Source organism: Streptomyces sp. NPDC003691 (genome assembly GCF_053981115.1).
On the sequence record NZ_JBSFNQ010000032.1, the window covers coordinates 1 to 20,250 of the forward strand.

The following is a 20,250-nucleotide window of genomic DNA, read 5'->3' on the forward strand; positions in this document are numbered from 1 at the left end:
TGCCCCTCCACCACATCCACATCACCCGCACCCAACCCCGCCGACCCCAACGCCGCCCGAATCACCCGCTCCTGCGAAGGACCATTCGGAGCCGTCAACCCATTCGACGCACCGTCCTGATTCACCGCCGAACCCCGCACCACCCCCAGCACCGGATGCCCCAGCCGGACCGCATCCGACAACCGCTCCACCAACAGCACCCCCGCCCCCTCGCCCCAGCCGGTGCCGTCGGCCCCGGCGGCGAAGGACTTGCAGCGGCCGTCCGGTGACAGGCCGCCCTGGCGGTTCATATCGACGAACGTGTCCGCCGTGGACATCACGGTGACGCCCCCTGCCAGGGCCAGGGTGCATTCGCCGGACCTCAGGGCCTGGGCCGCGAGGTGCAGCGCCACCAGCGACGACGAACACGCCGTATCCACCGTCACCGCCGGGCCCTCCAGACCGAAGGCATACGCCACCCGCCCGGACACCACGGCGGTGTGCCCGCCGTTGCCGAGATAGCCCGCGTACTCCTCCGGTATCTCGCCGGGCCGGGTCGCCCAGTCGTGGTACATGACCCCGGTGAAGACACCCGTAGCCGAACCATGGACCGAGCGGGGGTCGATGCCCGCCCGTTCGAACGCCTCCCAGGAGGTCTCCAGCATGATCCGCTGCTGGGGGTCCATGGCCACGGCCTCGCGCGGACCGATCCCGAAAAAGTCCGGGTCGAACAGGGCCGCGTCGTAAAGGAATCCGCCCTCCTTGGTGGCCGTCTTCCCGGGCTTTCCGGGCTCCGGGTCATACAGCTCGGCGATGTCCCAGCCCCGGTCGCCGGGGAAGTCGGCGATCGCGTCCCGGCCTTCGGCGACCAGCCGCCACAGGTCCTCCGGGGTGGTCACCCCGCCCGGGTAGCGGCAGGCCATACCGATGATCGCGATCGGTTCGTCGGACGCCGCGGGTGCCGCGGGCGGGGTGACCGCCCGCTCCGGGCCGTCCCGGAAGAGGCGGTCCCCGAGGTGTGCGGCGAGCGCGCGGGGCGTCGGATGGTCGAAGACGAGGGTGGCGGAGAGCCGCAGACCGGTGGCCGTGTGCAGGGCGTTCCGCAGCTCGACCGCGGCCAGCGAGTCGAAGCCGAGGTCGCTGAAGGCGCGTGCGGCGTCGATCGCGTCCGCTCCGGAGTGACCGAGAACGGCCGCGACCTGACCGCGCACCAGGTCGAGCAGGTGTTCCCGCCGCTGTTCGCCGGTGAGCCCGGCGAGCCGGGTGAGCTGCTGTGCGGCCGGTGCGGAGGCGGCCGCCCCCGGGCTGCCCGGGCCGGCCACCCGTCGGCCGGGCACCCGGGCCAGGGTCCGCAGCAGCGGTGGTACGCCGCCGGGCCCGGTGCGCAGGGCGTGGGCGTCGAACCGGAGGGGGGCGGTGAACGCCTCCCCGGAGCGCAGCGCGGCGTCCAGCAGGGCAAGGTTCTCGGCAACGGTGAGTTCGCGCAGGCCGAGGCGGGCGACCCGGTGTACGGCGACGTCGGAGAGTCCGGCGCCCATGCCGTGTTCGCGGGGCCAGAGTCCCCAGGCGATGGAGGTGGCGGGCAGTCCCGTCAACTGCCGCTGCCGGGCCAGGGCGTCCAGGAAGGTATTGGCCGCGGCGTAGTTGGCCTGCCCCGCGGCGTCCAGGAAGCCCGCGGCCGAGGAGAAGAGGACGAAGGCCCGGACGGGGAGGTCCCGGGTGAGTTCGTGGAGGTGCCAGGCGCCGTCGGCCTTGGGGGCGAAGACGGTGCCGATGCGGTCCGGGCCGAGGTCCTCGAAGGTGCCGTCGTCGACGGTGCCCGCCGCGTGCACGATTCCGGTGAGGGGGTGTTGGCGGGGGACGGTGTCGAGTACGCGGGAGAGCGCGTCCCGGTCGGCGACGTCGCAGGCCGTGATGGTGACGGCGGCTCCGGCGGCGGTGAGTTCGGAGCGCAGCCGTTCGGCGCCGGGTGCCCCGGTACCTCGGCGGGCGGCCAGGATCAGGTGTCGTACGCCGTGTTCGGTGACCAGGTGGCGGGCGACGAGTGCGCCGAGTCCGCCGGTGCCGCCGGTGATGAGCACGGTGCCGTCGCCGAAGCCGCCGAAGCCGCCGAAGTCGCCGGACGTACCCGCAGGACCAGCAAGACCCGCAGGACCCGCAGGACCGGCAGGATCAGCCGGACCGGCCGGTTCCGGCAGGGCAGCCTTCCGCCCCGGGGCCGCGGCGCGTACCAGCCGGGGGGCGAGCAGCCGGCCGTCGCGTACGGCCACCTCGGGCTCCCCGCAGGCCGCGGCCGCCCGGAGCAGTGGTGCGAGCGCTGCCGCTCCCCCGGCCGTCTCCGTACCGATGTCGACGAGCACCACCCGGCCCGGGTGCTCGGCCTGGGCCGCGCGGACCAGCCCCCACAGCGGGGCGGTGGCCAGTGCCGTATCAACGGGGGGCGCCGTCCAGAGCGCCGGTACGGCGTCGGCGGTGACCACCACCAGCCGGGCCGCCGCCGTCTGTTCGCCCGCCAGGAATTCCTGGAGCAGGGTCAGGGTCCGGGCCGTGGTGGCGCGGGCCGCGGTGTGCGGGGCGGGTTCGCCGGTGGCCGTCGGGGTGATCAGCACCAGGTCGGCACCGGCCGCCTCGGCCGGACCGGCCGCGGGCCGTGCGCCGAGGGCGTTGCCGAGGCCGTACGGGTCGGGTCCGGCGACGGACCAGGTGCCGGCCGGGGCGGGTTCGGTGAGCCGCAGTTCCGGCCAGTCGACGCGGAGGAGGGCACCCCTGGTGGCGGTGGGGCCGATCCGGGCGGCCTCGACGGACCGGACGGCCAGGGAGTCCACGGTCGCCACGGGTGTGCCGGTGGCGTCGGTGAGACGGACTCGGACGGTGTCGGGGCCGGTTGCGGTGATACGTACCCGGACCAGGTTTGCGCCGCCCGTGTGCAGGGTCACGCCGTGCCAGGCGACGGGGAGGGTGACCCGGCCGTCGGGCTGGGGCAGGGCGTGGCCGAGCGCATGGAGGGAGGCGTCGAGGAGAGCGGGGTGGAGACCGTATGCGCCGCCGTCGTGGCCCGGGGGCAGAGCGATCTCCGCGTAGGCCTCGCCCTCGGTTCGCCACAGGGCGCGCAGTCCCCGGAAGGCGGGCCCGTATCCGTACCCCTCCCCGGCGAGTTCGCCGTAGAAGCCGGTGACGTCGACCGGTTCCACGCCGGGCGGCGGCCAGACGGCCGCTTCCGGCCCCGGGGATGTTCCGGGCGTGGTGGCGGCGGGTGCCAGGACGCCCCCGGCGTGCCGGGTCCAGTCGTCGTCGGTGCTGTCCTCGGGGCGGGCGTGGATGGCGACCGTTCGCCGGCCGTCGGCGCCGGGTTCCCCGATGACGATCTGTACCGCCGTCCCGCCGTCGTCCGGCAGGCTCAGCGGCACCTCCAGGTCCAGGACCTCCACGGTGTCGCAGCCCGCCCGGTCGGCGGCGAGCAGCGCGAGTTCCACGAACGCGGTGCCGGGCAGCAGGGTGCTGTCCGCGATGGTGTGATCGGCCAGCCAGGGCTGGGTACGGGCCGAGAGGCGGCCGCTGAGCAGCATGCCGTCCCCGCCGGCCGGGGTCAGGGCCGCCCCGATCAGGGGGTGGCCGACGGGCTGCTGTCCGACGCCGCGGGCGTCGCCCGTGGTGCGCTCCGCGGTCAGCCAGTACCGCTCCCGCTGGAAGGGGTATGTCGGCAGGGCGATCCGCCGGGCCTCGGTGAACCGGGCGGCCCAGTCGACGTGCGCTCCCCGGACGTACGCCCGTGCGACGGCGGACAGGAGCCCGGTCTCCTCGTCGTGGTCGCGGCGCATGACGGGGACGAAGGAGCAGGCGGCGGGGTCGGCGGCGCACTCCTGTCCCATCGCCGAGAGCACTCCGTCGGGGCCCAGCTCCAGGAAGGTGGTGACGCCCGCGGCCTCCAGGAAGGCGATGCCGTCGGCGAAGAGCACGGGCCGTCGGATGTGCTCCACCCAGTACTCGGGCGAGCGGAGCCGTTCGGTGGCGAGCAGGGAGCCGGTGACGTTGGAGACGACGGAGATGGCGGGCCGTTCGTAGGTCATCAGCTCGGCGATCCGGCGGAACTCGGCGAGCATCGGCTCCATCAGGGCCGAGTGGAAGGCGTGGCTGACGCGGAGGCGCCGGGTGCGGTGGCCGCGGGAGGCGAGTTCGGCGGCGGCCCGGAGGGTTCCGGTCTCGTCGCCGGATATCACCACCGCGGCGGGTCCGTTGACCGCGGCGAGGTCGACACCGGGCACGGTCCGGAGCAGCTCCAGGACCTCGTCGGCGGGCGCTCCGACGGCCACCATGGCGCCTGTTTCCGGGAGTTCGTCCATGAGGCGGCCGCGGGCGGCCACCAGCATGGCCGCGTCGGGGAGGCCGAGGACTCCCGCGACATGGGCCGCGGTGAGTTCGCCGACCGAGTGCCCGGCGACGAAGTCGGGGCGCAGCCCCCAGGACTCGACCAGTCTGTAGAGCGCGGTCTCCAGGGCGAACAGTGCGGGCTGGGCGTACGCCGTCCGGTCGAGGAGTGCCGTCTTCGCCGGGTCGTCGTCGGCGAAGAGCACATCCCACAGGGAGTGTTCGAGCTGGAGGTCGAGATGGCCGATCGCCTCGTCGAGCGCCCGGGCGAAGCGCGGGTGGGCGTCGTAGAGGCGGCGGCCCATGGCGTACCGCTGGCTGCCCTGGCCGGTGAAGAGGAAGGCGAGTCCGCCGCCGGTGGCCGCGCCGGTGACCAGCGCGGGGTGGGTTTCACCGGCGGCGGCGGCGGTCAGTGCGGCCCGGAGTTCGCCGTCGTCCCGGGCGAGGAGTACGGCCCGGTGCGGCATGGCGGCGCGGCCGGTGGCGAGGGTGTGTCCGAGGTCGTCCCGCCGGGGGCGGGGTTCGGTGCGTACGGTGTCCAGCAGGTTCCTGGCCTGGGCCCGCAGGGCCGGGGCGGAGCGGGCGGCGAAGGCGGTGGGCAGCGGCCCCTCGGGCAGTGGCTTCCGCTCGGGGAGGGGTTCGGCGGGCGGTGGCTCCTCCACGACGAGATGGGCGTTGGTGCCGCTGACGCCGAAGGCGGAGATCCCGGCGCGGCGGGGGCGGTCGCCCGGCGGCCAGGGCACGGCTTCGGTCAGCAGGCGGACGGTTCCGGCGGACCAGTCGACATGCGGGGTGGGGGTGTCGACATGGAGCGTCGGCGGCAGTACCCCGTACCGCATCGCCATGATCATTTTGATGAGTCCGGCGGCGCCCGCCGCGGACTGGCTGTGCCCGATGTTGGATTTCACCGAGCCCAGCCGGAGCGGGTGCTCGGGCGAGTGCGCGGTGCCGTAGGCGGCGATCAGTGCCCGGGCCTCGATGGGATCGCCGAGGGTGGTGGCGGTGCCGTGCGCCTCGACGGCGTCGACGTCGGCCGGGCCGAGTCCGGCGTTGGCCAGGGCCTGCCGGATGACGCGCTGCTGTGCGAGTCCGTTGGGCGCGGTGAGTCCGTTGCTGGCGCCGTCCGAGTTGATGGCGGTGCCGCGGACGACGGCGAGCACCGGATGGCCGAGGCGGCGGGCGTCGGAGAGCCGGGCGAGGACGAACACGGCGGCGCCCTCGGACCAGGCGGTGCCGTTGGCCGCGGCGGCGAAGGGGCGGCAGATCCCGTCGGGGGAGAGTCCGCGCTGGCGGCTGAAGGAGGTGAAGGCCCCGGGGTGGACCATGACGGACGCGGCGCCGGTGAGCGCCAGGTCGCATTCGCCGGCGCGCAGTGACTGGACGGCGAGGTGGAGGGCGACCAGCGCGCTGGAGCATGCCGTGTCCACGCTGAGGGTCGGGCCCTCGCTGCCCAGGACATAGGCGACCCGTCCGGAGAGGACGCTCGGGGAGTTGCCGGTCATCAGATAGCCGTCGAGGCCGTCCGGGGCCTCGTGCAGCGGCATGCCGTAGTCCTGCGGGTCGGCGCCGATGAACACGCCGGAGCCGCTGCCGCGCAGGGTGTCGGGGTTGATCCCGGCGTGTTCCAGGGCCTCCCACGCGGTCTCCAGGACGAGCCGCTGCTGGGGTTCCATGGCCAGTGCCTCGCGGGGGCTGATGCCGAAGAACCCGGCGTCGAAGTCCGCCGCGCCGCGGAGGAATCCGCCGTGGCGGACATAGGTGGAACCGGGGGTCGCGGGGTCGGGGTCGTAGAGCCGTTCGAGGTCCCAGCCGCGGTCGTCCGGGAACTCCTCCACCACCTGCCGGGCCCCGGCGACCAGGTGCCACAGCTGGTCCGGGGAGGCCACCCCGCCGGGGAAGCGGCAGCCGATACCGAGGACGGCGACCGGCTCGTCGGCGGCGGGGGGCGGCGCGGGGTCCCCGGCGGGGGGCGGCGCGGATTCGGCCGGGCCCATGAGTTCGGCGTCCAGATGGCGGGCCAGTCCGGCCGCCGTCGGGAAGTCGAAGGCGACGGTGGGCGGAAGGTCCAGTCCGGTGGCCGTGCCGAGCAGCCGCTGGAGCCTGACCAGGCCCAGGGAGTCCACGCCGAGTTCCCGGAACGGGCGGGCGGGGTCGACGGCCCCGGGCTCCTCGCCTGCCTCGCGGAGCACGGTGCGCGCCTGCTCGCGCACCAGCTCGACCAGGACTCGGATCCGCTCGGGTGCGGGCAGCGTTTTCAGCGTGTGTGCCGACGTCACGAGGTTCCTCCGCGATCTCTTCCCGCCTGCCGTTGCGGGTCACGATCGCGCAGCCGCCGCGGTACGGGCGCCCCTAACGACCCCTAAGGGTCAGGGGAGGTCCCGGGGCTCCCCGGCCACCTCCCCCGCCGCCTCCCCGGCCGCGTCCGCGGCCAGGCGGCGGCGGTCGATCTTCCGGTTGGAGTTCAGCGGGAACTCCGCCAGATGGGTGTACCGGCGGGGCAGCATGCCCGTGGGCAGGATGTCGCCGAGCCGTTTGGCGAGTTCGGCGGGCGGTACGGGGTCGCCGGTGTAGTAGACGACCAGTTCGGCGGTGCCGTTCGCGGGGCGGGTCACGGCGACCGCGTCCCGTACCCCGGGGCAGGAGGCGAGGGCGAACTCGACCTCGGCGGGCTCCACCCGCCAGCCGTTGACCTGGACCTGCGAGTCCCGGCGGCCCAGATAGACCAGTTCGCCGCCGGGCAGGGCGCGGACCAGGTCCCCGGTGCGGTACCAGGAGCGGCCGTCGTGCCGGAGGAACCGTCCGTCGTCGTCCCCGGGGTCGAGATAACCGGGGGTCGTCTGAGGTCCGGTGACACAGAGTTCGCCTTCATGGCCGGAGAACTGCCCGTCCGGGGCGAGGAGCAGATGGTCGTGGCCCTCGTGTACGGCGCCGATCGGGACGAGTCCGTTGACGCAGAGGTCCGGCGAGGTTCCGGGCGACCAGCGGTGGCCGGTGACGGTGAGGGTGAGTTCGGTGGGTCCGTAGAGGTTCTCGACGGCGGAGGAGGCTGCCGCGGCCTGCCAGTCGGCGACATCCGCCGCACGCAGTGCCTCGCCGGCGAACAGGCTCCAGCGCAGCGTCGGCATGGCGCCGGGGGTGAGGCAGCCGCCGCGGCGGGCCAGGGTGATGGCGCTCGGCGCGGAGAACCAGACGGTCAGGGCGCGTTCGGCGAAGAAGCCGGCGAGATCGCGGTAGGCCGTGGCCGGGACGGGATGGAGGCTCGCTCCGGCGCCCCAGGCGCAGAACATGTCGAACATCGCGCAGTCGAAGTTCAGGTCGAAGGTCTGGGAGAAGGCGTCGGCGGCGGTGAAGTCGTAGCGCCGGTCGGCGAGGCCGAAGTAGTGCCGCACCATGCCGTGGGTGATCGGCACGCCTTTGGGCCGGCCGGTGGAGCCCGAGGTGAAGAGGATGTACGCGGTGTCCCGGTCGCGCACCGGGACCGGGGCGGACAGGGGGCTCGCGGTCGCCGGGATCACCGGCAGGGAACCGTCGTCGCCGGCCCCCGGGGCGAGGACCGGCGGGCGGAGTCCGGTCCGGGCGAGTTCGCGCAGGGCGGCGAGGCCGGGCCCGTCGGCGATCACCGCGTCGGCCCGGGCCGCCGCCAGCATCCGGCGGGTGCGTTCGAGCGGGAAGCCCGCGTGCAGCGGGACCACGGTGGCTCCGGCGTACAGCGCGGCCAGGATGCCGGCGTAGCCGTCGATACCGCGGCCGGTCAGTACGCCGACGACGCCCGGGGGCCCGTCCGGCGCGGCGTGCAGCGCCCCGGCCCGGCGCAGGGCCAGTTCGTGCAGCTCGGAGTAGCTGACGGAGCGGGCGCCGATCCGCAGCGCGGTACCGGCGGGGGCGGCCGCCAGGCCCCGCAGGAAGCGTGCCGTCAGCGCGGATTCCACCAGGTCGGACATTCCGTCTCCAAACGAGTAAGGGGAGATAGGGGTTGCCGATGCCTCCGGTAGCGGTATTGCATCGCGAAGAACACAGTCGTGCCGGAACACAGTCATGTCGGAACACCGTCATGCCGTCTACCGTCTCTGATCCGGAGTCATCATGCTCGACACCAAGTTCGACGCCATACTGCGCCGATACCTTCCGTTTATTTCGGCTGCCGATACGCTCGACGAGGAAACTTCGCTCCGGGATTACGGTCTGGATTCCATGGCCACGGTGGAGCTGATCAGCGAACTGGAGGCGGAGTATCGGATCCGGTTCGTGGACGACCTGCTCAGCCTGGAAACATTCGCAACTCCCGGCCGGATCTGGGCCGGTATTTCGCGGATGACCACCGCACCCGCCGAATGACCCGGCGGATCGTCCGGCCGGGCCCGCCCCGGCACCCGGAGCTCCGGCGTACGCGTCTCTTCCGGGACGGGCGCCATACTGACGGGCACCGGGCCCGGCGGACACCCCTATCGACCCCAGAAGCCCCGGACCGGCACCGCAGCCCTGATGATTGACGGTTCAACGATAGCTACGCGGGAATAATTGAAGGAATGTCATCATCCGCTCGGCCGGGATCACCGGCCGCACCGCGCGACGCGCACGCAAATCAGCCCAAAATCAGTGCACTGTCAAGCAGTTTTAACAAAACCTAGGGAAACGCTTGCGCACCGCAGGTGGACGCGGCGCAATCAAGCGGAAAGTCCCCCGAGACAGTTGCGCCGCCCGAACCGTCGGACAAATAATGCGACCACCACGATGGACAGTATTGCGGCCAAGATCACCGGTCCGGCGGGTGGGCGCCCCGCATCCGGCCTCGGCCACCCGACGGTCCCCCCGCCGTTTCCGGGTGAACGCGACGGCGATTCACCGACGTCTCCCGTGCCGTGCGCAGGCGATTCACCTGCCCCACCCCCCGGTAAAACAACACTTTGCTTTTTCCGCATCGAAGGCAGAGCTCCCGTCGAGTGAGAGGGTCCACCAGGATGGGTCGGGTCGAGAACAAGGTCGCAGTGATCACCGGTGCCGCACGGGGCCAGGGCCGCAGCCATGCGGTGGAACTGGCCCGCCAGGGCGCCGATATCGTCGCCGTGGACCTCTGCAAGGAGATCGCGAACGCCGGCTATGCCATGGCCAGCAACGAGGACCTCGACGAGACCGCCAGACGGGTCCGCGAGACCGGACGCCGCGCGGTCGTGAAGTACGCCGACGTACGGGACTACGCCGCCATCCGCTCGGCCGTCGCCGAAGGCGTCGCGGAGCTCGACGGGGGTCTCGACGTACTCATCCCCAACGCGGGCATCCTCCCCATGGGCGAGGACGTCACCGTCGACGGCTTCGCCGCCAGCATCGACGTCAATCTGGTCGGGGTGCTCAACACCGTGCACGCCGCGCTGCCCTATCTGCGCGACGGCGCCTCGGTGATCCTCTCCGGCTCGATCGCCAGCCTGGTGCCGTCCGTCGGCGAGGAGGAGATCGCCGGCGCGGGCTACGTCGGCTACCGCTTCGGCAAGCAGGTCCTCGTCGAGTACATGAAGGAACTCACCCTCCAACTCGCCCCGCGCGGCATTCGGGTGAACTCCGTCCACCCGACTACCGTGGACACGGACATGGCCCGCAACGAGGCGATGTTCCGGACCTACCGCCCGGACCTGGAGAACCCGACCGTGGAGGACATCGCACCGATCCTGGCCACCATCCAGGCCATGCCCATCACCCATGTCTCCACCTCGGACGTCTCCCACGCCGTGGTCTACCTGGCCTCGGACGAATCGCGCTACGTCACCGGAACACAGCTGAGGATCGACGGAGGTGCCATCGCCAAACACCGCCTGTGAACGGGGCACGTGCCGTCGGCGTGCTGTCTCGCTCAATACGAGGAAAAGCCGAGTTCGGGGGTAGGCACACATGGCGAGAATGGGGTATGACGCAGCGTTGTCCCAACTACGGGCACTGCTTGCGGAAAGCATGACCGGCAACGGCGGACTGGCCCTGGTCGAGGGCGGTCTGGCCGGCGGCAAGACACATCTGCTGCACGAGTTCTCACGGCAGGCGGTGAAGTCGGGCGCCCTGGTGCTCGGCGCCACCGGTTCGCGGGCCGAACGCGAACTGCCGATGGGCATCATCGACCAGCTCTTCCGCAGCGCGGGCCCGGCGGTCTCCCTGCCGGAGCACGCCGCGCTGCTCACCGGCGGCCCGGAGGAACCGGCCGGGACCTGGGAATCGGGACAGCCTGCTCCGTACGGCACTCCGGACGCGAAGGCCCGCGAGCTCTGCGGGTTACTCCTGGAACTGTGCGCGGAGCAGCCGGTGGTACTCACCGTCGACGATGTGCAGTTCGCCGACGCGGCGTCGCTGCGGCTGCTGCTCTCGCTCCAGCGCAGGACGGCCGGCGCGCGGCTGCTGATCGTCCTCAGCGAATGGCACCGGGACAAGCCCACACTGCCCGGGTTCCGGGCCGAGCTGACCCGCCATCCGTACCGGCAGATCCGGCTCGCGCCGCTGTCGGCCGAGGACGTCTCCACCCTGCTGGCGAAGGAGGCGGGAATCACCGGACCGGCACCGCTGCTCGCCGGATACCACCGCCTCACCGGCGGCAATCCGATGCTGCTGCACGCGGCGATCGAGGACCGCCCGGGCACGGAACCGGACGATGACGCCCCGGACCGGGACGTACCCGCGGTCGGGGTCGCCTACGCCCAGGCGCTGCTCGCCTGTCTCTACCGGTGGGACGCCGAACTGCTCTGCACCGCCCGGGCCGCCGCGGTCCTCGGCGACCGCTCGACACCGGCCCTGATGGCCCAGCTCCTGGGCAGCAGGCCCGAGGAGACCGAGGGCCATATCCGGATCCTCGACGAAGCGGGGGTACTGCTGGGCGGCCGCGTCCGGCATCCGCGCGGCGAGACCGCGATCCTCGACGGCATGCCGCACGGCGAGCGGTCCGCGGTCCACACCCAGGCGGCACGGCTGCTGCACCAGCAGGGCACCGCCGCGATCGACGTGGCCCGGCATCTGCTCGCCGCCGACCAGGCACCGGGGCCATGGGCGGTGGCCGCGCTGCGCGACGCCTCCGAGCACGCGCTGGCCCAGGACGACACGGACACCGCGATCCGCTGTCTGGAGCTGGCGGTGGACGCGAGCAGCGACCCGCAGGAACGTCACTCCAGTATGTACGAACTGACCCGGGTCCTCTGGCGCGGGAATCCCGGGCTGGCCACCGCCTATCTGCCGTTGCTGCGCAGCGCGGCGGCGGCGGGACAGCTGCCGGCCGCCGCCGCCGTCACCGTCGTGCGGTATTCGCTGTGGCACGGGGAGGTCGAGGCGGCGGCCCGTACGGCGGCCGCGCTGGCCGGGACTCCGGAGGGGCTCGATCCGTGCGGCGCCGCCGAGCTGTCCGCCACGTTCCACTGGTACTTCGGCTCCGACCGGCGGCTGAAGGCGCCCGCCGCCGACCGGTCCCGTCCCCCGGTCCCGGCCCGGCTGGGCACCTGGGCGCACGCCGTCGACCGGATGACAACGTTCTGGGTACGCGGCGGCAGCGATACGGCCACCACGTCCGCCCGGCACATCCTCCAGAGCTGCCATGTCGGGGAGACCGCCCTGGAGGTGGTGGCGGGCGCCCTGCTCGCCCTGCGGTGCGGCAGCCAGCCGAAGCTTGCGCGCGCCTGGTGCGAGCGGCTCACCCAGGAGGCGGTCCGGTTCGGCGACACCACCTGGCAGGCGGTGCTCAGCGGTATCAGCGCGAGCATCGCGCTCCGGCTCGGCGATCTGGCCACCGCCGTCCAGCAGGCGGAGCGGGCGCTCCGGCTGCTGCCCGCCAAGGGCTGGGGCCTGCTGATCGGGCTGCCGCGCGCCACCCTGGTGGCCGCGCGCACCTGCCTGGGCGAGTACGAGGCCGCGGCCGAGGTACTGCGGCAGCCCGTACCGGACGCAATGTTCGAGACGTTCCTCGGGCTGTACTACCTGGAGGCGCGGGGCTCCTTCTTCCTCGCCACCGACCAGGCGCTCGCGGCGGGCGGCGACTTCCAGCTCTGCGGCAGGCTGATGCGCGAGATGGAGGTGGACCTGCCGACGCTCAACCGCTGGCGGAGCAATCTGGCCCAGGTCAATCTGGAGCTGGGCCATACCGCCGAGGCCAGGGAGCTGGTCCGGCAGCAGCTGGAGCGGGCACGCTCGGCGGACGTCCGGATCCGCGGGATCTCGCTGCGGGTCCTGGCCGCGGCCGGGGAATCGGCCGGGCGCCCGGCACTGCTGCGGCAGAGCGTCGAGTTCCTCACCGCGGCACAGGACTGGCTGGAGCTGGCCAAGGCGCTCAACGACCTCAGCCTGGCGCACCAGAAGCTGGGCGAGTACGACCAGGCCCGGCTGCTGGCGCGGCGCGCCACCCAGGTGACCCGGGCCTGTCTCGCGCCGGGGCTGCACACCGACGACGACGGCGACGCGGACCAGCGGACGGCCGCGCTGGCGGGCTGGCGCCAGGGCGACCACCAGACCCGGCAGGTGCTCAGCGAGGCGGAGCGGCGGGTCGCGGAGCTGGCGGCGCTCGGGCACACCAACCGGGAGATCGGCCAGATGCTCTGCATCACCGTCAGCACCGTCGAACAGCACCTCACCCGGGTCTACCGCAAGCTCGGCATCACCCGGCGCACCGATCTTCTCGCGGTGTACGAGCTGCACGGACACAGCGGCGCACAGCCGGACGGTCTCACCGGCCCGAACGGTCTGCTGCCCGCGGACCGCGAGGACATCGCGAGCTGAGACCACGGACAGCGGGTTGACGCGTTCGCGGGTTCCGGCCCGTGGGCGCGGGGGTGGCGCGCCGGGGATTCCGGCCCGCCGGCGCAGGGGTGGCGCGCCGGGCGTTCCGGCCCGTCGGCGCCGGGGGTGGCGGGCCGGGGATTCCGGCCCGCCGTTCGCCCGTCCCGGCCGGGGACCGTGCCCGTACCCGCGCCCGCGCCCGCCGGGATCCGTCAGTCAGGCCACCGCCCGCCGGGGCCGCGGGCGCAGGGCGGCCGCGGGTGTCAGGGGCACCACACCGAACCTGCTCCGGACGGCGTCCACCCGGCCCCACAGCCCGTCGGGTCCGGAGACCACCAGGCGTTCCACTCCCCGGTCGGCGAGGGCGGCCATGGCCGCCGGCCACCGTACGGTCCTGACGACACCGTCGAGCAGCAGTTGCCGTACGCCCGCCGCGGTGTCGACGAGCGTGCCGTCGTGGTCGCTGACGATCGGCAGCTCCGGATCGCGGATGTCGAGTTTGCCGACCAGTTCCCGTTCGATGGTCTCCCGCAGCGGGGCGAACACGGAGGCGTGCATCGGGGGCCGCATCGTGTACAGCGGCAGACCGCCCCCGGCGCGGAGGGCGCTCCGCAGCCGGTCGAGCGCGTGCTCGCGGACCGAGAGCATCCAGAAGTCGTCGTCGACCTGGCAGGCGATCTCGTACCATTCGTCCGCGTCGTCCAGCTCCCGCAGGATCTCCGCGAGCCGGGACTCCGGGGTGCGGGCGAAGGACTGGGTGACCACGTCGCCGTGTTCCCGGGCGAAGTACTCGTCGGCGCACTCGTTCCAGCCGGCCGTGAGCCGGACGGCCTCGGCGAAGTCGAGGGCCCCGGCGTAGACCGCGGCGGCGGTGCTGCCGAAGCTGGCCCCGGTGCAGAGTCCGGGCCGGACCTCCAGGGCGTCCTCGGCCCAGTGCGCCAGGGCCAGGCAGGTGACGAGGAAGGAGACCCGTTCACCGGCCGAGTACTCCCGCTCCGCCCGGCGGTAGCTGTCGACCAGCGAATGGCCGAGGGTGTCGTCGGCGATGGCGGTGAGCCGCCGCGCGAACGGGTTGATCAGCAGGAACCTGCCGAGGTCGGCGTACGGGCTGGCCTTGATTCCGGGGAAGGCGATCGCGGTCGCCGGGGCGCTCACGGCCCGGCCGCCTCGGGCCGTCCGCCCAGCAGTTCCCGGGCGATCGCCTCGATGTAGTCGGTCATGGTGGTGTCCCGGTCGAGATAGGGCACCAGCTCCCGGGTCCGCTCGTAGAGCCGGCGGGTACCGCTGGACAGTCCGCCGGCGCCGCCCCGGATATCGACCGCCTGGCAGGCGCAGAGCAGTTCGAAGGCGATGACGTACGTGGCGTTGTCCAGGGCCTCGCGGGCCTTGCGGGCCGCGACGAAGCCGAAGGACACGATGTCCTGGAAGTCGCCGGTGCTGGTCAGCGACTGGATGGACATCGGCATCGCCATGGCCCTGGTCTCCGCGGTCAGCGAGGCGGTCATGAACTGGCCGCCCATGAGCCCCAGCCGCAGGCCCGGGTTCTCCCGGCAGAGGAAGGCGGGCAGACCGTTGCTGTTGCTCTTGTCGAGGAAGCGGTCGATCCGGCGGTTGGCGAGATTGACCATCGTGGCCAGGGCGATGACCAGGTGGTCCATGGCCATGGCGACGTACTGGCCGTGGAAGTGGCCGTTGTGGAAGACGTCGTCCTCCTCGGGCACCACCAGCGGGTTGTCGTTGGAGGAGTTCAGCTCGCCCTCCAGGGTCTCCCCGACCCGGATCATGCTGTCGAGTACGGGACCCAGGATCTGGGGCGTGCAGCGGATCGAGTAGGCGTCCTCGATGGGCTGCGAGGCATGGGTGGCCGACTCCGCCATCTCACCGGCGAGGGCGGTCTCGGTGTCGCGTTCGTTGACCGCCATCGACGAATCCCGGAGGAGGTCCCACAGCCGCTCGGCGATCTCCCGCTGGCCCCGGTGGGGCTTGAGCCGGTGCACCCGGGGGTCGAAGGGCTTCGTCATACCCCGTAACCCCTCGACCGACAGTGCCGACACCGTCAGATAGGTGTCGAGCAGCCTGCGGGCCCGCGCGAAGACGAGGCTGCCGAGACCGACCATCCCGGAGGTGCCGTTGATCAGCGCCAGCCCCTCCTTGAAGCTGAGGGTCATCGGTTCCACCCCGGCCCTGGCCAGCGCCTCCGCCCCCGGCATGATCTCGCCGTCCAGCCGGGCCTTCCACTGGCCGACCCCGACCAGGGCGACGGCCGCCAGCGGCCCGAGGTCCCCGCTGGTGCCCAGCGAACCCTTCTCCGGCACACAGGGGGCGATGCCCGCGTTGTGCATCCGGATCAGCTTCGCCAGATTGGCCGGGGAGATGGCCGAGTTGCCCCGGGCCAGCGACACGATCCGGGAGAGCATCACGGCGCGCACCGTACGGTCGTCCAGATAGCGGCCCACGTTGGTGGCCACCGCGTTGATCAGGTTCTCCTGGAGCTCCCGGGCCATCGTCACCGGCACCAGCCAGTCGACGAAGCCGCCCATGCTGGTGTTCACCCCGTAGATGACGCGGCCGTCGCGGACGAACGTCTCCAGGGTCTCGCGGGAGGTGCGGACCCGCTGCCACACCTCCGCGTCCAGCTCGACCGGAACCGCCCCGGCCGACGCGGCGTCCAGCGTCTCCAGTGTCGTCCACTGGTCGGCCTTGATGGTGAGCGTCATAAGAGGGACCCTCCTGGATGCTGGTGCTGACGTCCCCGTGACGCCAGGGCGGGCAGTCACCAGTCAAACCAGTGGCTCCGGCCCGGTGCACTGCCATCGCCCCCTAAGGAGCGGCGGGCATCCCCTAGGTCCGGTCGGAAACACCTAGGTCCTCTCCGAAACGGCCCGGGGAAGCCCCGGTGGAGCCGCCCCGGCAGCGGACGGATGCCGCAGCGCCCGGGAGCGGGGGAACCGTCCCGGCCCGAAACCATAAAGTAAATCTTCAATAACCGAAGCTCTACTCACTCACACCCGTTGCCAAGAAGCCAAATGGCCTGAAAAAGTAAACACTTGCTAGCAGATCCAGAGTCCCGGAGCCGCTCAGAACGGGTGTCGCCATGTACTTGACCCAGTCGCTGCACCGCGCCTTCCAGCAGGCGCCGGACAGCACCATGACCGTGTGCGCCGACCGCGTCCGCACCGTACGGGAGGTCATGGACCGCGTGTCCCGCCTCGCCGGGGGCCTGCGCTCCCTCGGGGTCGGCGAAGGGGACCGGGTGGCCGTGCTCGCCATGAACTCCGACCACTACCACGAGGTCTTCTTCGCCTCCTGGTGGATCGGGGCCGCGGTGAACCCGGTCAATCTGCGCTGGAGCCCGGCGGAGATCGTCTACGCCCTCGACGACTCCGGCTCCGGGGTGCTACTGGTCGACGACGCCTTCGCGGGGCTCGTCCCCGAACTGCGGAGCCGGTGCCCGAAGCTCACCACCGTCCTGTACTGCGGCGACGGGCCCACCCCCGAAGGCACCCTGGGGTACGAGGAACTGCTCTCCGGCTCGGCCCCGGCCGAGGACCTGCGTGCCGGGGGCGACACCCTCGCCGCCCTGCTCTACACCGGCGGCACCACCGGATCGCCCAAGGGCGTCATGATCAGCCACCGGGGCCTGACGACCTCGACCCTGGGGGCACAGGCCACCACCTCGGCGGCCGTGGCCGACGGCACCCTTCTCGTGGTCACCCCGATGTTCCATATCGCGGGGCTGGTCGGCTGGCTGGGGCAGATCATCGCGGGCGGAACGATCGTCTTCCTGCCCTCCTTCACCCCCGAGAGCCTGTTCCGGGCCGTCAGCCGCCACCGGGTCACCGCCATGGGGCTCGTCCCCACGATGATCCAGATGCTGGTCGACCACCCGGCCGCCGACACCTGCGACCTGAGCAGCGTCCGCCGCATCGGCTACGGCGCGTCCGTGATCTCCGAATCCCTGCTCACCCGCGCCATGGACATGTTCCCGGGGGCCGAGTTCAGACAGCTCTACGGCATGACCGAGACCGCCGTCGTCACCACCCTCGGCCCCGGGGAGCACCGCACCGGCGGACGGCTGCTGCGCTCGGCCGGACGCGCCGCCCCCCACTGCGAGATCCGCGTGGTCGGCCCGGACGGCGCCGAACTCCCCCGCGGCCGGACCGGAGAACTGCTGTGCCGGGGCGACAATGTGATGCTCGGGTACTGGAACAGACCCGCCGAGACGGCCGCCGCGCTCCGCGGGGGCTGGATGCACACCGGTGACGGCGCCTATATCGACGAGGAGGGGTACGTCTTCATCACCGACCGCATCAAGGACATGATCATCACCGGCGGGGAGAACGTGTACCCCGCCGAGGTCGAGAACGCCCTCGCCCGGCACCCCGCCGTGGCCTCCTGCGCGGTCATCGGACTGCCCGACGAACGCTGGGGCGAGCGCGTGCACGCCGTCGTCGTCCTCAGACCCGGCGCCACCGCCACCGAGGCGGAACTGCGCGACCGTGCCCGGGAGACCATCGCGGGCTACAAGGTCCCGCGCAGCGTGGAATTCACCGGTGCCCTGCCGCTGTCCGGCGCGGGAAAGGTCCTGAAGCGCGAACTGCGCGCCGGGCGGATCGCCCGCCGGGAACCGCGTTAGGCAGATGCCCGGGGCGGTGCGGCCGGGGCGCCCGCGCGGCCCGGAGAGGACAACACCGCCGACTTCGCCGTCCCGCTGCGCGTTCGGGCCCGCGATCCTATGCTGGCCCGGAAGGCGGCGACGACCTTGGGGGGTCACGGATCATGAGCGCATCGGCCGGCAGAACGTCCTTACTGAAGTCGGGAGTCAAGCGGCTCCTGGCGCGTACCGGATTCGACATCGTACGCAGCACCAACAACCGGGGCGGCGTCGACGACTTCATCCCGTTCGAGGCGACGATGCGGGCCGCGCGGGCGGCCGGAATGTCCGTCGGCGACTATCTCGACGACGTGATGAACGGCACGCCCGGCGCCACCCGGTCCACGATCGACGAACTGCGTGCCCTCGGTGTCTTCGCGGCCGGCCCGAAGACGGTGCTGGAGATCGGCCCGGGGTCCGGACGGTATCTGGAGAAGACCCTCAAGGAGTGTTCGCCGGAGCGCTACGAGATCTATGAGACCGCCGCGCCGTGGGCCGCCTACCTGGTGGAGACGTTCGGCGTGGTCACCCGGCCGACCGAGGGATCCAGCCTGGCCGCCACCCCGGACGGCAGTATCGACCTGGTCCAGGCCCACAAGGTCTTCAACACCGTGACCTTCCTCTGTGCCGTCCGCTACTTCTTCGAGATGGCCCGGGTGGTACGGCCCGGTGGGCGGATCGTCTTCGACGTGATGACGGAGACCTGTCTGGACCCGGGGACGGTCCGCACCTGGGCGACGGAGGGCGGGGTGGGCCACGACTCGTATCCGGCCGCCATACCCCGGCAGACCTGCGTGGACCTCTTCGCCGACCTGGGCTGCACTCTGGAGGGCAGCTTCCTGGCGCCGTTGGGGGTCGCCACCACCGAGGTACTCGTCTTCGAGAAGAAGGCCTGACGCACGCGGGAGGCGGGACCGGTTGCCGGGAGGGGCGCGCCGCCGCTCCCGGTCCGCGGCGGGGTGGTGAACGGGTCAGGGAGTGAAGCGGCCCAGGTCGCCGCGGAGGCGCTGGGCCCGCAGGACCAGTTCGAGTTCGAAGCGGCGGTCGGGGTCGTCGATCTCGTCGCCCCACAGCTCCCGGATCTGGCGGAGCCGGTAGCGGACGGTCTGGGGGTGGACCCCGAGGCGCCCGGCGACCTCGGGGGCGCCGCCCCGGGTTTCCAGCCAGGCGAGCAGGGTTTCGGCGAGCCGCCGGGCATGGGTCCGGCCGCAGTGCGCGAGCGGTTCCAGGGCGCGGCGGGCCAGATCGTCGATCAGCTCCTCGGGCTGGAGCAGCACCAGGGCCTGGGTGTGGTCGGCGCAGTGCAGCACCTCCCCCGCCGGCAGCAGCCCGCGTTCCATGAGGCGTACCGCGGCCTCGGCCCAGCGCAGTGACTTCGCGGCGTCGACCAGCGGCACCGGCGGCCCGATCGCGCCCGCCCAGCCGGTCATGGCCCGCCGCAGCAGTTCGGGGCGGCCCGCCGCGTCCGGGTCGGGTACGACCATCCGGGGCTGTTCGGTCTCCATGTCCAGCAGGACGCCCTGCCCGACGGCGGGCGCGACGGCCTGGCGGGCGGGGCGCAGCAGCACCCCGGCGGAGACCTTGGCGGGCAGCGGCCAGCCGATCCGGGCGGCGCGTTCCGCGAGGGCGGCGGTGATCTCGTGCGGGCCCGCGGCGGGACGGGTGTGGTGCTCGGCGAGCAGGAGTTCCATCAGCTCGCGCTGGAGCCGGAGGCGCTCCCCGGCCTGCCGGGCGGCGGCCTCGGCATAGCCGCGGACCGACTGGTCGACGAGGCCGTCGAGATACTCGTAGCCCGCGTCGACCAGTTCGTACATGGCCGGCGGGGGGATGTCGATGCGCTGGCCGATCTCGGCGAGGCGCCGCCAGGTGAGGCGTACGCCGAGCCGGTAGATGGCCTGGAGGGAGTCCAGGCTGCGGCCGCCGATCCCCTCGCCGCGGCCGAAGTCCTGGAAGACCTCGGGGTGGACGCGGGGCCGCTCCTCGGCCGTCTCCAGATGCTGGACGAAGATCTCGATGGCGCGCCGGATGCCGATCAGGGACTTGGGTTCCCCCGAGTCGTCCAGGATGACCGGGACGTGCGGATACTCGCGGCGGATCTCCAGCAGGATCTCCTCGGCCAGCGTGGGCGCCTCGGCCATGGCGAGGGCCGCGAACTGACGCACCTTGGCGCGCGGTACGTCGTGCCAGGCCGAGCGGGCGCCGTGCGGCGGCACGGCGCGCTCCCCCGTGGCGGCGGCCGCGGAGGCGCCCGGGGGCCCGAGGGCCGGGATCGGGGACGGCACTGGTCAGCGCTCCTGCGGGGCCGTCTCGTAGGTCACGAGAGGAGTGTTGGGCTGTTCGGGGGTGGCATTGAGCAGCTCGACGATGCCGAGGGCGGCGCCCACGGCGAGGGCCGCGGCGGCCACGGCGGTGAGTGCTGCGGCGAACAGTCTGGGCATGCTGGGGTCCAGCCTCTCAGGTCGAAAGGTCGTCCCCACCCTGGGTGAACCACACGATCCGCGCCGGTGCCCACGAACTCCCCG

Annotated in this window: 10 protein-coding genes and 1 pseudogene; 5 read left to right on the forward strand and 6 right to left on the reverse strand. The window is 72.5% G+C overall.

Features of this window, described 5'->3' with window-relative positions:
• Both ACWDR0_RS17120 and ACWDR0_RS17125 read right to left on the reverse strand, forming a co-directional pair.
• Positions 1-6,620, reverse strand: a pseudogene (locus tag ACWDR0_RS17120) (SDR family NAD(P)-dependent oxidoreductase); the annotation flags it as partial.
• 90 nt (positions 6,621-6,710) lie between these two features.
• Complete coding sequence (locus ACWDR0_RS17125; protein ID WP_456352498.1) at positions 6,711-8,285, reverse strand: AMP-binding protein; 1,575 nt, start codon at positions 8,283-8,285, stop codon at positions 6,711-6,713.
• A 142-nt stretch (positions 8,286-8,427) separates the two neighbouring features.
• Between ACWDR0_RS17125 and ACWDR0_RS17130 the strand changes: the two genes are divergently transcribed.
• The 3 genes from ACWDR0_RS17130 (at position 8,428) to ACWDR0_RS17140 (ending at position 13,074) form a co-directional block, all read left to right on the forward strand.
• Positions 8,428-8,679, forward strand: coding sequence for an acyl carrier protein (locus ACWDR0_RS17130; RefSeq protein WP_456352499.1), 252 nt, complete (start codon positions 8,428-8,430; stop codon positions 8,677-8,679).
• Between the two features lie 623 nt (positions 8,680-9,302).
• On the forward strand, positions 9,303-10,154 hold the full coding sequence (locus ACWDR0_RS17135) for a mycofactocin-coupled SDR family oxidoreductase (RefSeq protein WP_456352500.1): 852 nt from the start codon (positions 9,303-9,305) through the stop codon (positions 10,152-10,154).
• A gap of 79 nt (positions 10,155-10,233) precedes the next feature.
• Positions 10,234-13,074, forward strand: a complete 2,841-nt coding sequence (locus ACWDR0_RS17140; protein ID WP_456352501.1) for an AAA family ATPase — start codon at positions 10,234-10,236, stop codon at positions 13,072-13,074.
• Positions 13,075-13,290: 216 nt separating this feature from the next.
• On the opposite strand, the gene ACWDR0_RS17145 is transcribed toward ACWDR0_RS17140, so the two are convergent.
• Together ACWDR0_RS17145 and ACWDR0_RS17150 are read right to left on the reverse strand one after the other, a co-directional pair.
• Entirely contained in the window at positions 13,291-14,229 is a 939-nt protein-coding gene (locus ACWDR0_RS17145; RefSeq protein WP_456352502.1) for an ACP S-malonyltransferase, read from the reverse strand.
• Positions 14,226-15,791 carry a phenylalanine aminomutase (D-beta-phenylalanine forming) gene (locus tag ACWDR0_RS17150; RefSeq protein WP_456352503.1) on the reverse strand — a complete coding sequence of 522 codons (1,566 nt, stop codon included), beginning with the start codon at positions 15,789-15,791 and terminating at the stop codon, positions 14,226-14,228. The genes ACWDR0_RS17145 and ACWDR0_RS17150 overlap by 4 nt, the downstream gene beginning before the upstream one ends.
• Before the next feature lie 377 nt (positions 15,792-16,168).
• On the opposite strand from ACWDR0_RS17150, the gene ACWDR0_RS17155 reads away from it, so the two are divergent.
• Both ACWDR0_RS17155 and ACWDR0_RS17160 read left to right on the forward strand, forming a co-directional pair.
• Positions 16,169-17,710 (forward strand): acyl-CoA synthetase, encoded by a 1,542-nt coding sequence (locus ACWDR0_RS17155; RefSeq protein ID WP_456352504.1) that lies wholly within the window; start codon positions 16,169-16,171, stop codon positions 17,708-17,710.
• A 143-nt stretch (positions 17,711-17,853) separates the two neighbouring features.
• The gene (locus ACWDR0_RS17160) at positions 17,854-18,624 is read left to right on the forward strand and encodes a methyltransferase domain-containing protein (protein WP_456352505.1); all 771 of its coding nucleotides are present in this window, start codon (positions 17,854-17,856) and stop codon (positions 18,622-18,624) included.
• A gap of 75 nt (positions 18,625-18,699) precedes the next feature.
• Here ACWDR0_RS17160 and ACWDR0_RS17165 read toward each other — a convergent pair whose 3' ends face one another.
• The gene (locus ACWDR0_RS17165; protein ID WP_456352550.1) at positions 18,700-19,941 is read right to left on the reverse strand and encodes a PucR family transcriptional regulator; all 1,242 of its coding nucleotides are present in this window, start codon (positions 19,939-19,941) and stop codon (positions 18,700-18,702) included.
• Between the two features lie 72 nt (positions 19,942-20,013).
• Positions 20,014-20,166 carry a hypothetical protein gene (locus tag ACWDR0_RS17170; protein WP_456352506.1) on the reverse strand — a complete coding sequence of 51 codons (153 nt, stop codon included), beginning with the start codon at positions 20,164-20,166 and terminating at the stop codon, positions 20,014-20,016.
• Positions 20,167-20,250 lie beyond the last annotated feature (84 nt).

What these genes read in the sequence shown, in the direction of transcription:
- ACWDR0_RS17125 (WP_456352498.1), bottom strand. Translation starts at nt 8,285, where the DNA reads ATGTCCGACCTGGTGGAATCCGCGCTGACGGCACGCTTCCTGCGGGGC.
- ACWDR0_RS17130 (WP_456352499.1), top strand. Translation starts at nt 8,428, where the DNA reads ATGCTCGACACCAAGTTCGACGCCATACTGCGCCGATACCTTCCGTTT.
- ACWDR0_RS17135 (WP_456352500.1), top strand. Translation starts at nt 9,303, where the DNA reads ATGGGTCGGGTCGAGAACAAGGTCGCAGTGATCACCGGTGCCGCACGG.
- ACWDR0_RS17140 (WP_456352501.1), top strand. Translation starts at nt 10,234, where the DNA reads ATGGGGTATGACGCAGCGTTGTCCCAACTACGGGCACTGCTTGCGGAA.
- ACWDR0_RS17150 (WP_456352503.1), bottom strand. Translation starts at nt 15,791, where the DNA reads ATGACGCTCACCATCAAGGCCGACCAGTGGACGACACTGGAGACGCTG.
- ACWDR0_RS17155 (WP_456352504.1), top strand. Translation starts at nt 16,169, where the DNA reads ATGTACTTGACCCAGTCGCTGCACCGCGCCTTCCAGCAGGCGCCGGAC.
- ACWDR0_RS17160 (WP_456352505.1), top strand. Translation starts at nt 17,854, where the DNA reads ATGAGCGCATCGGCCGGCAGAACGTCCTTACTGAAGTCGGGAGTCAAG.
- ACWDR0_RS17170 (WP_456352506.1), bottom strand. Translation starts at nt 20,166, where the DNA reads ATGCCCAGACTGTTCGCCGCAGCACTCACCGCCGTGGCCGCCGCGGCC.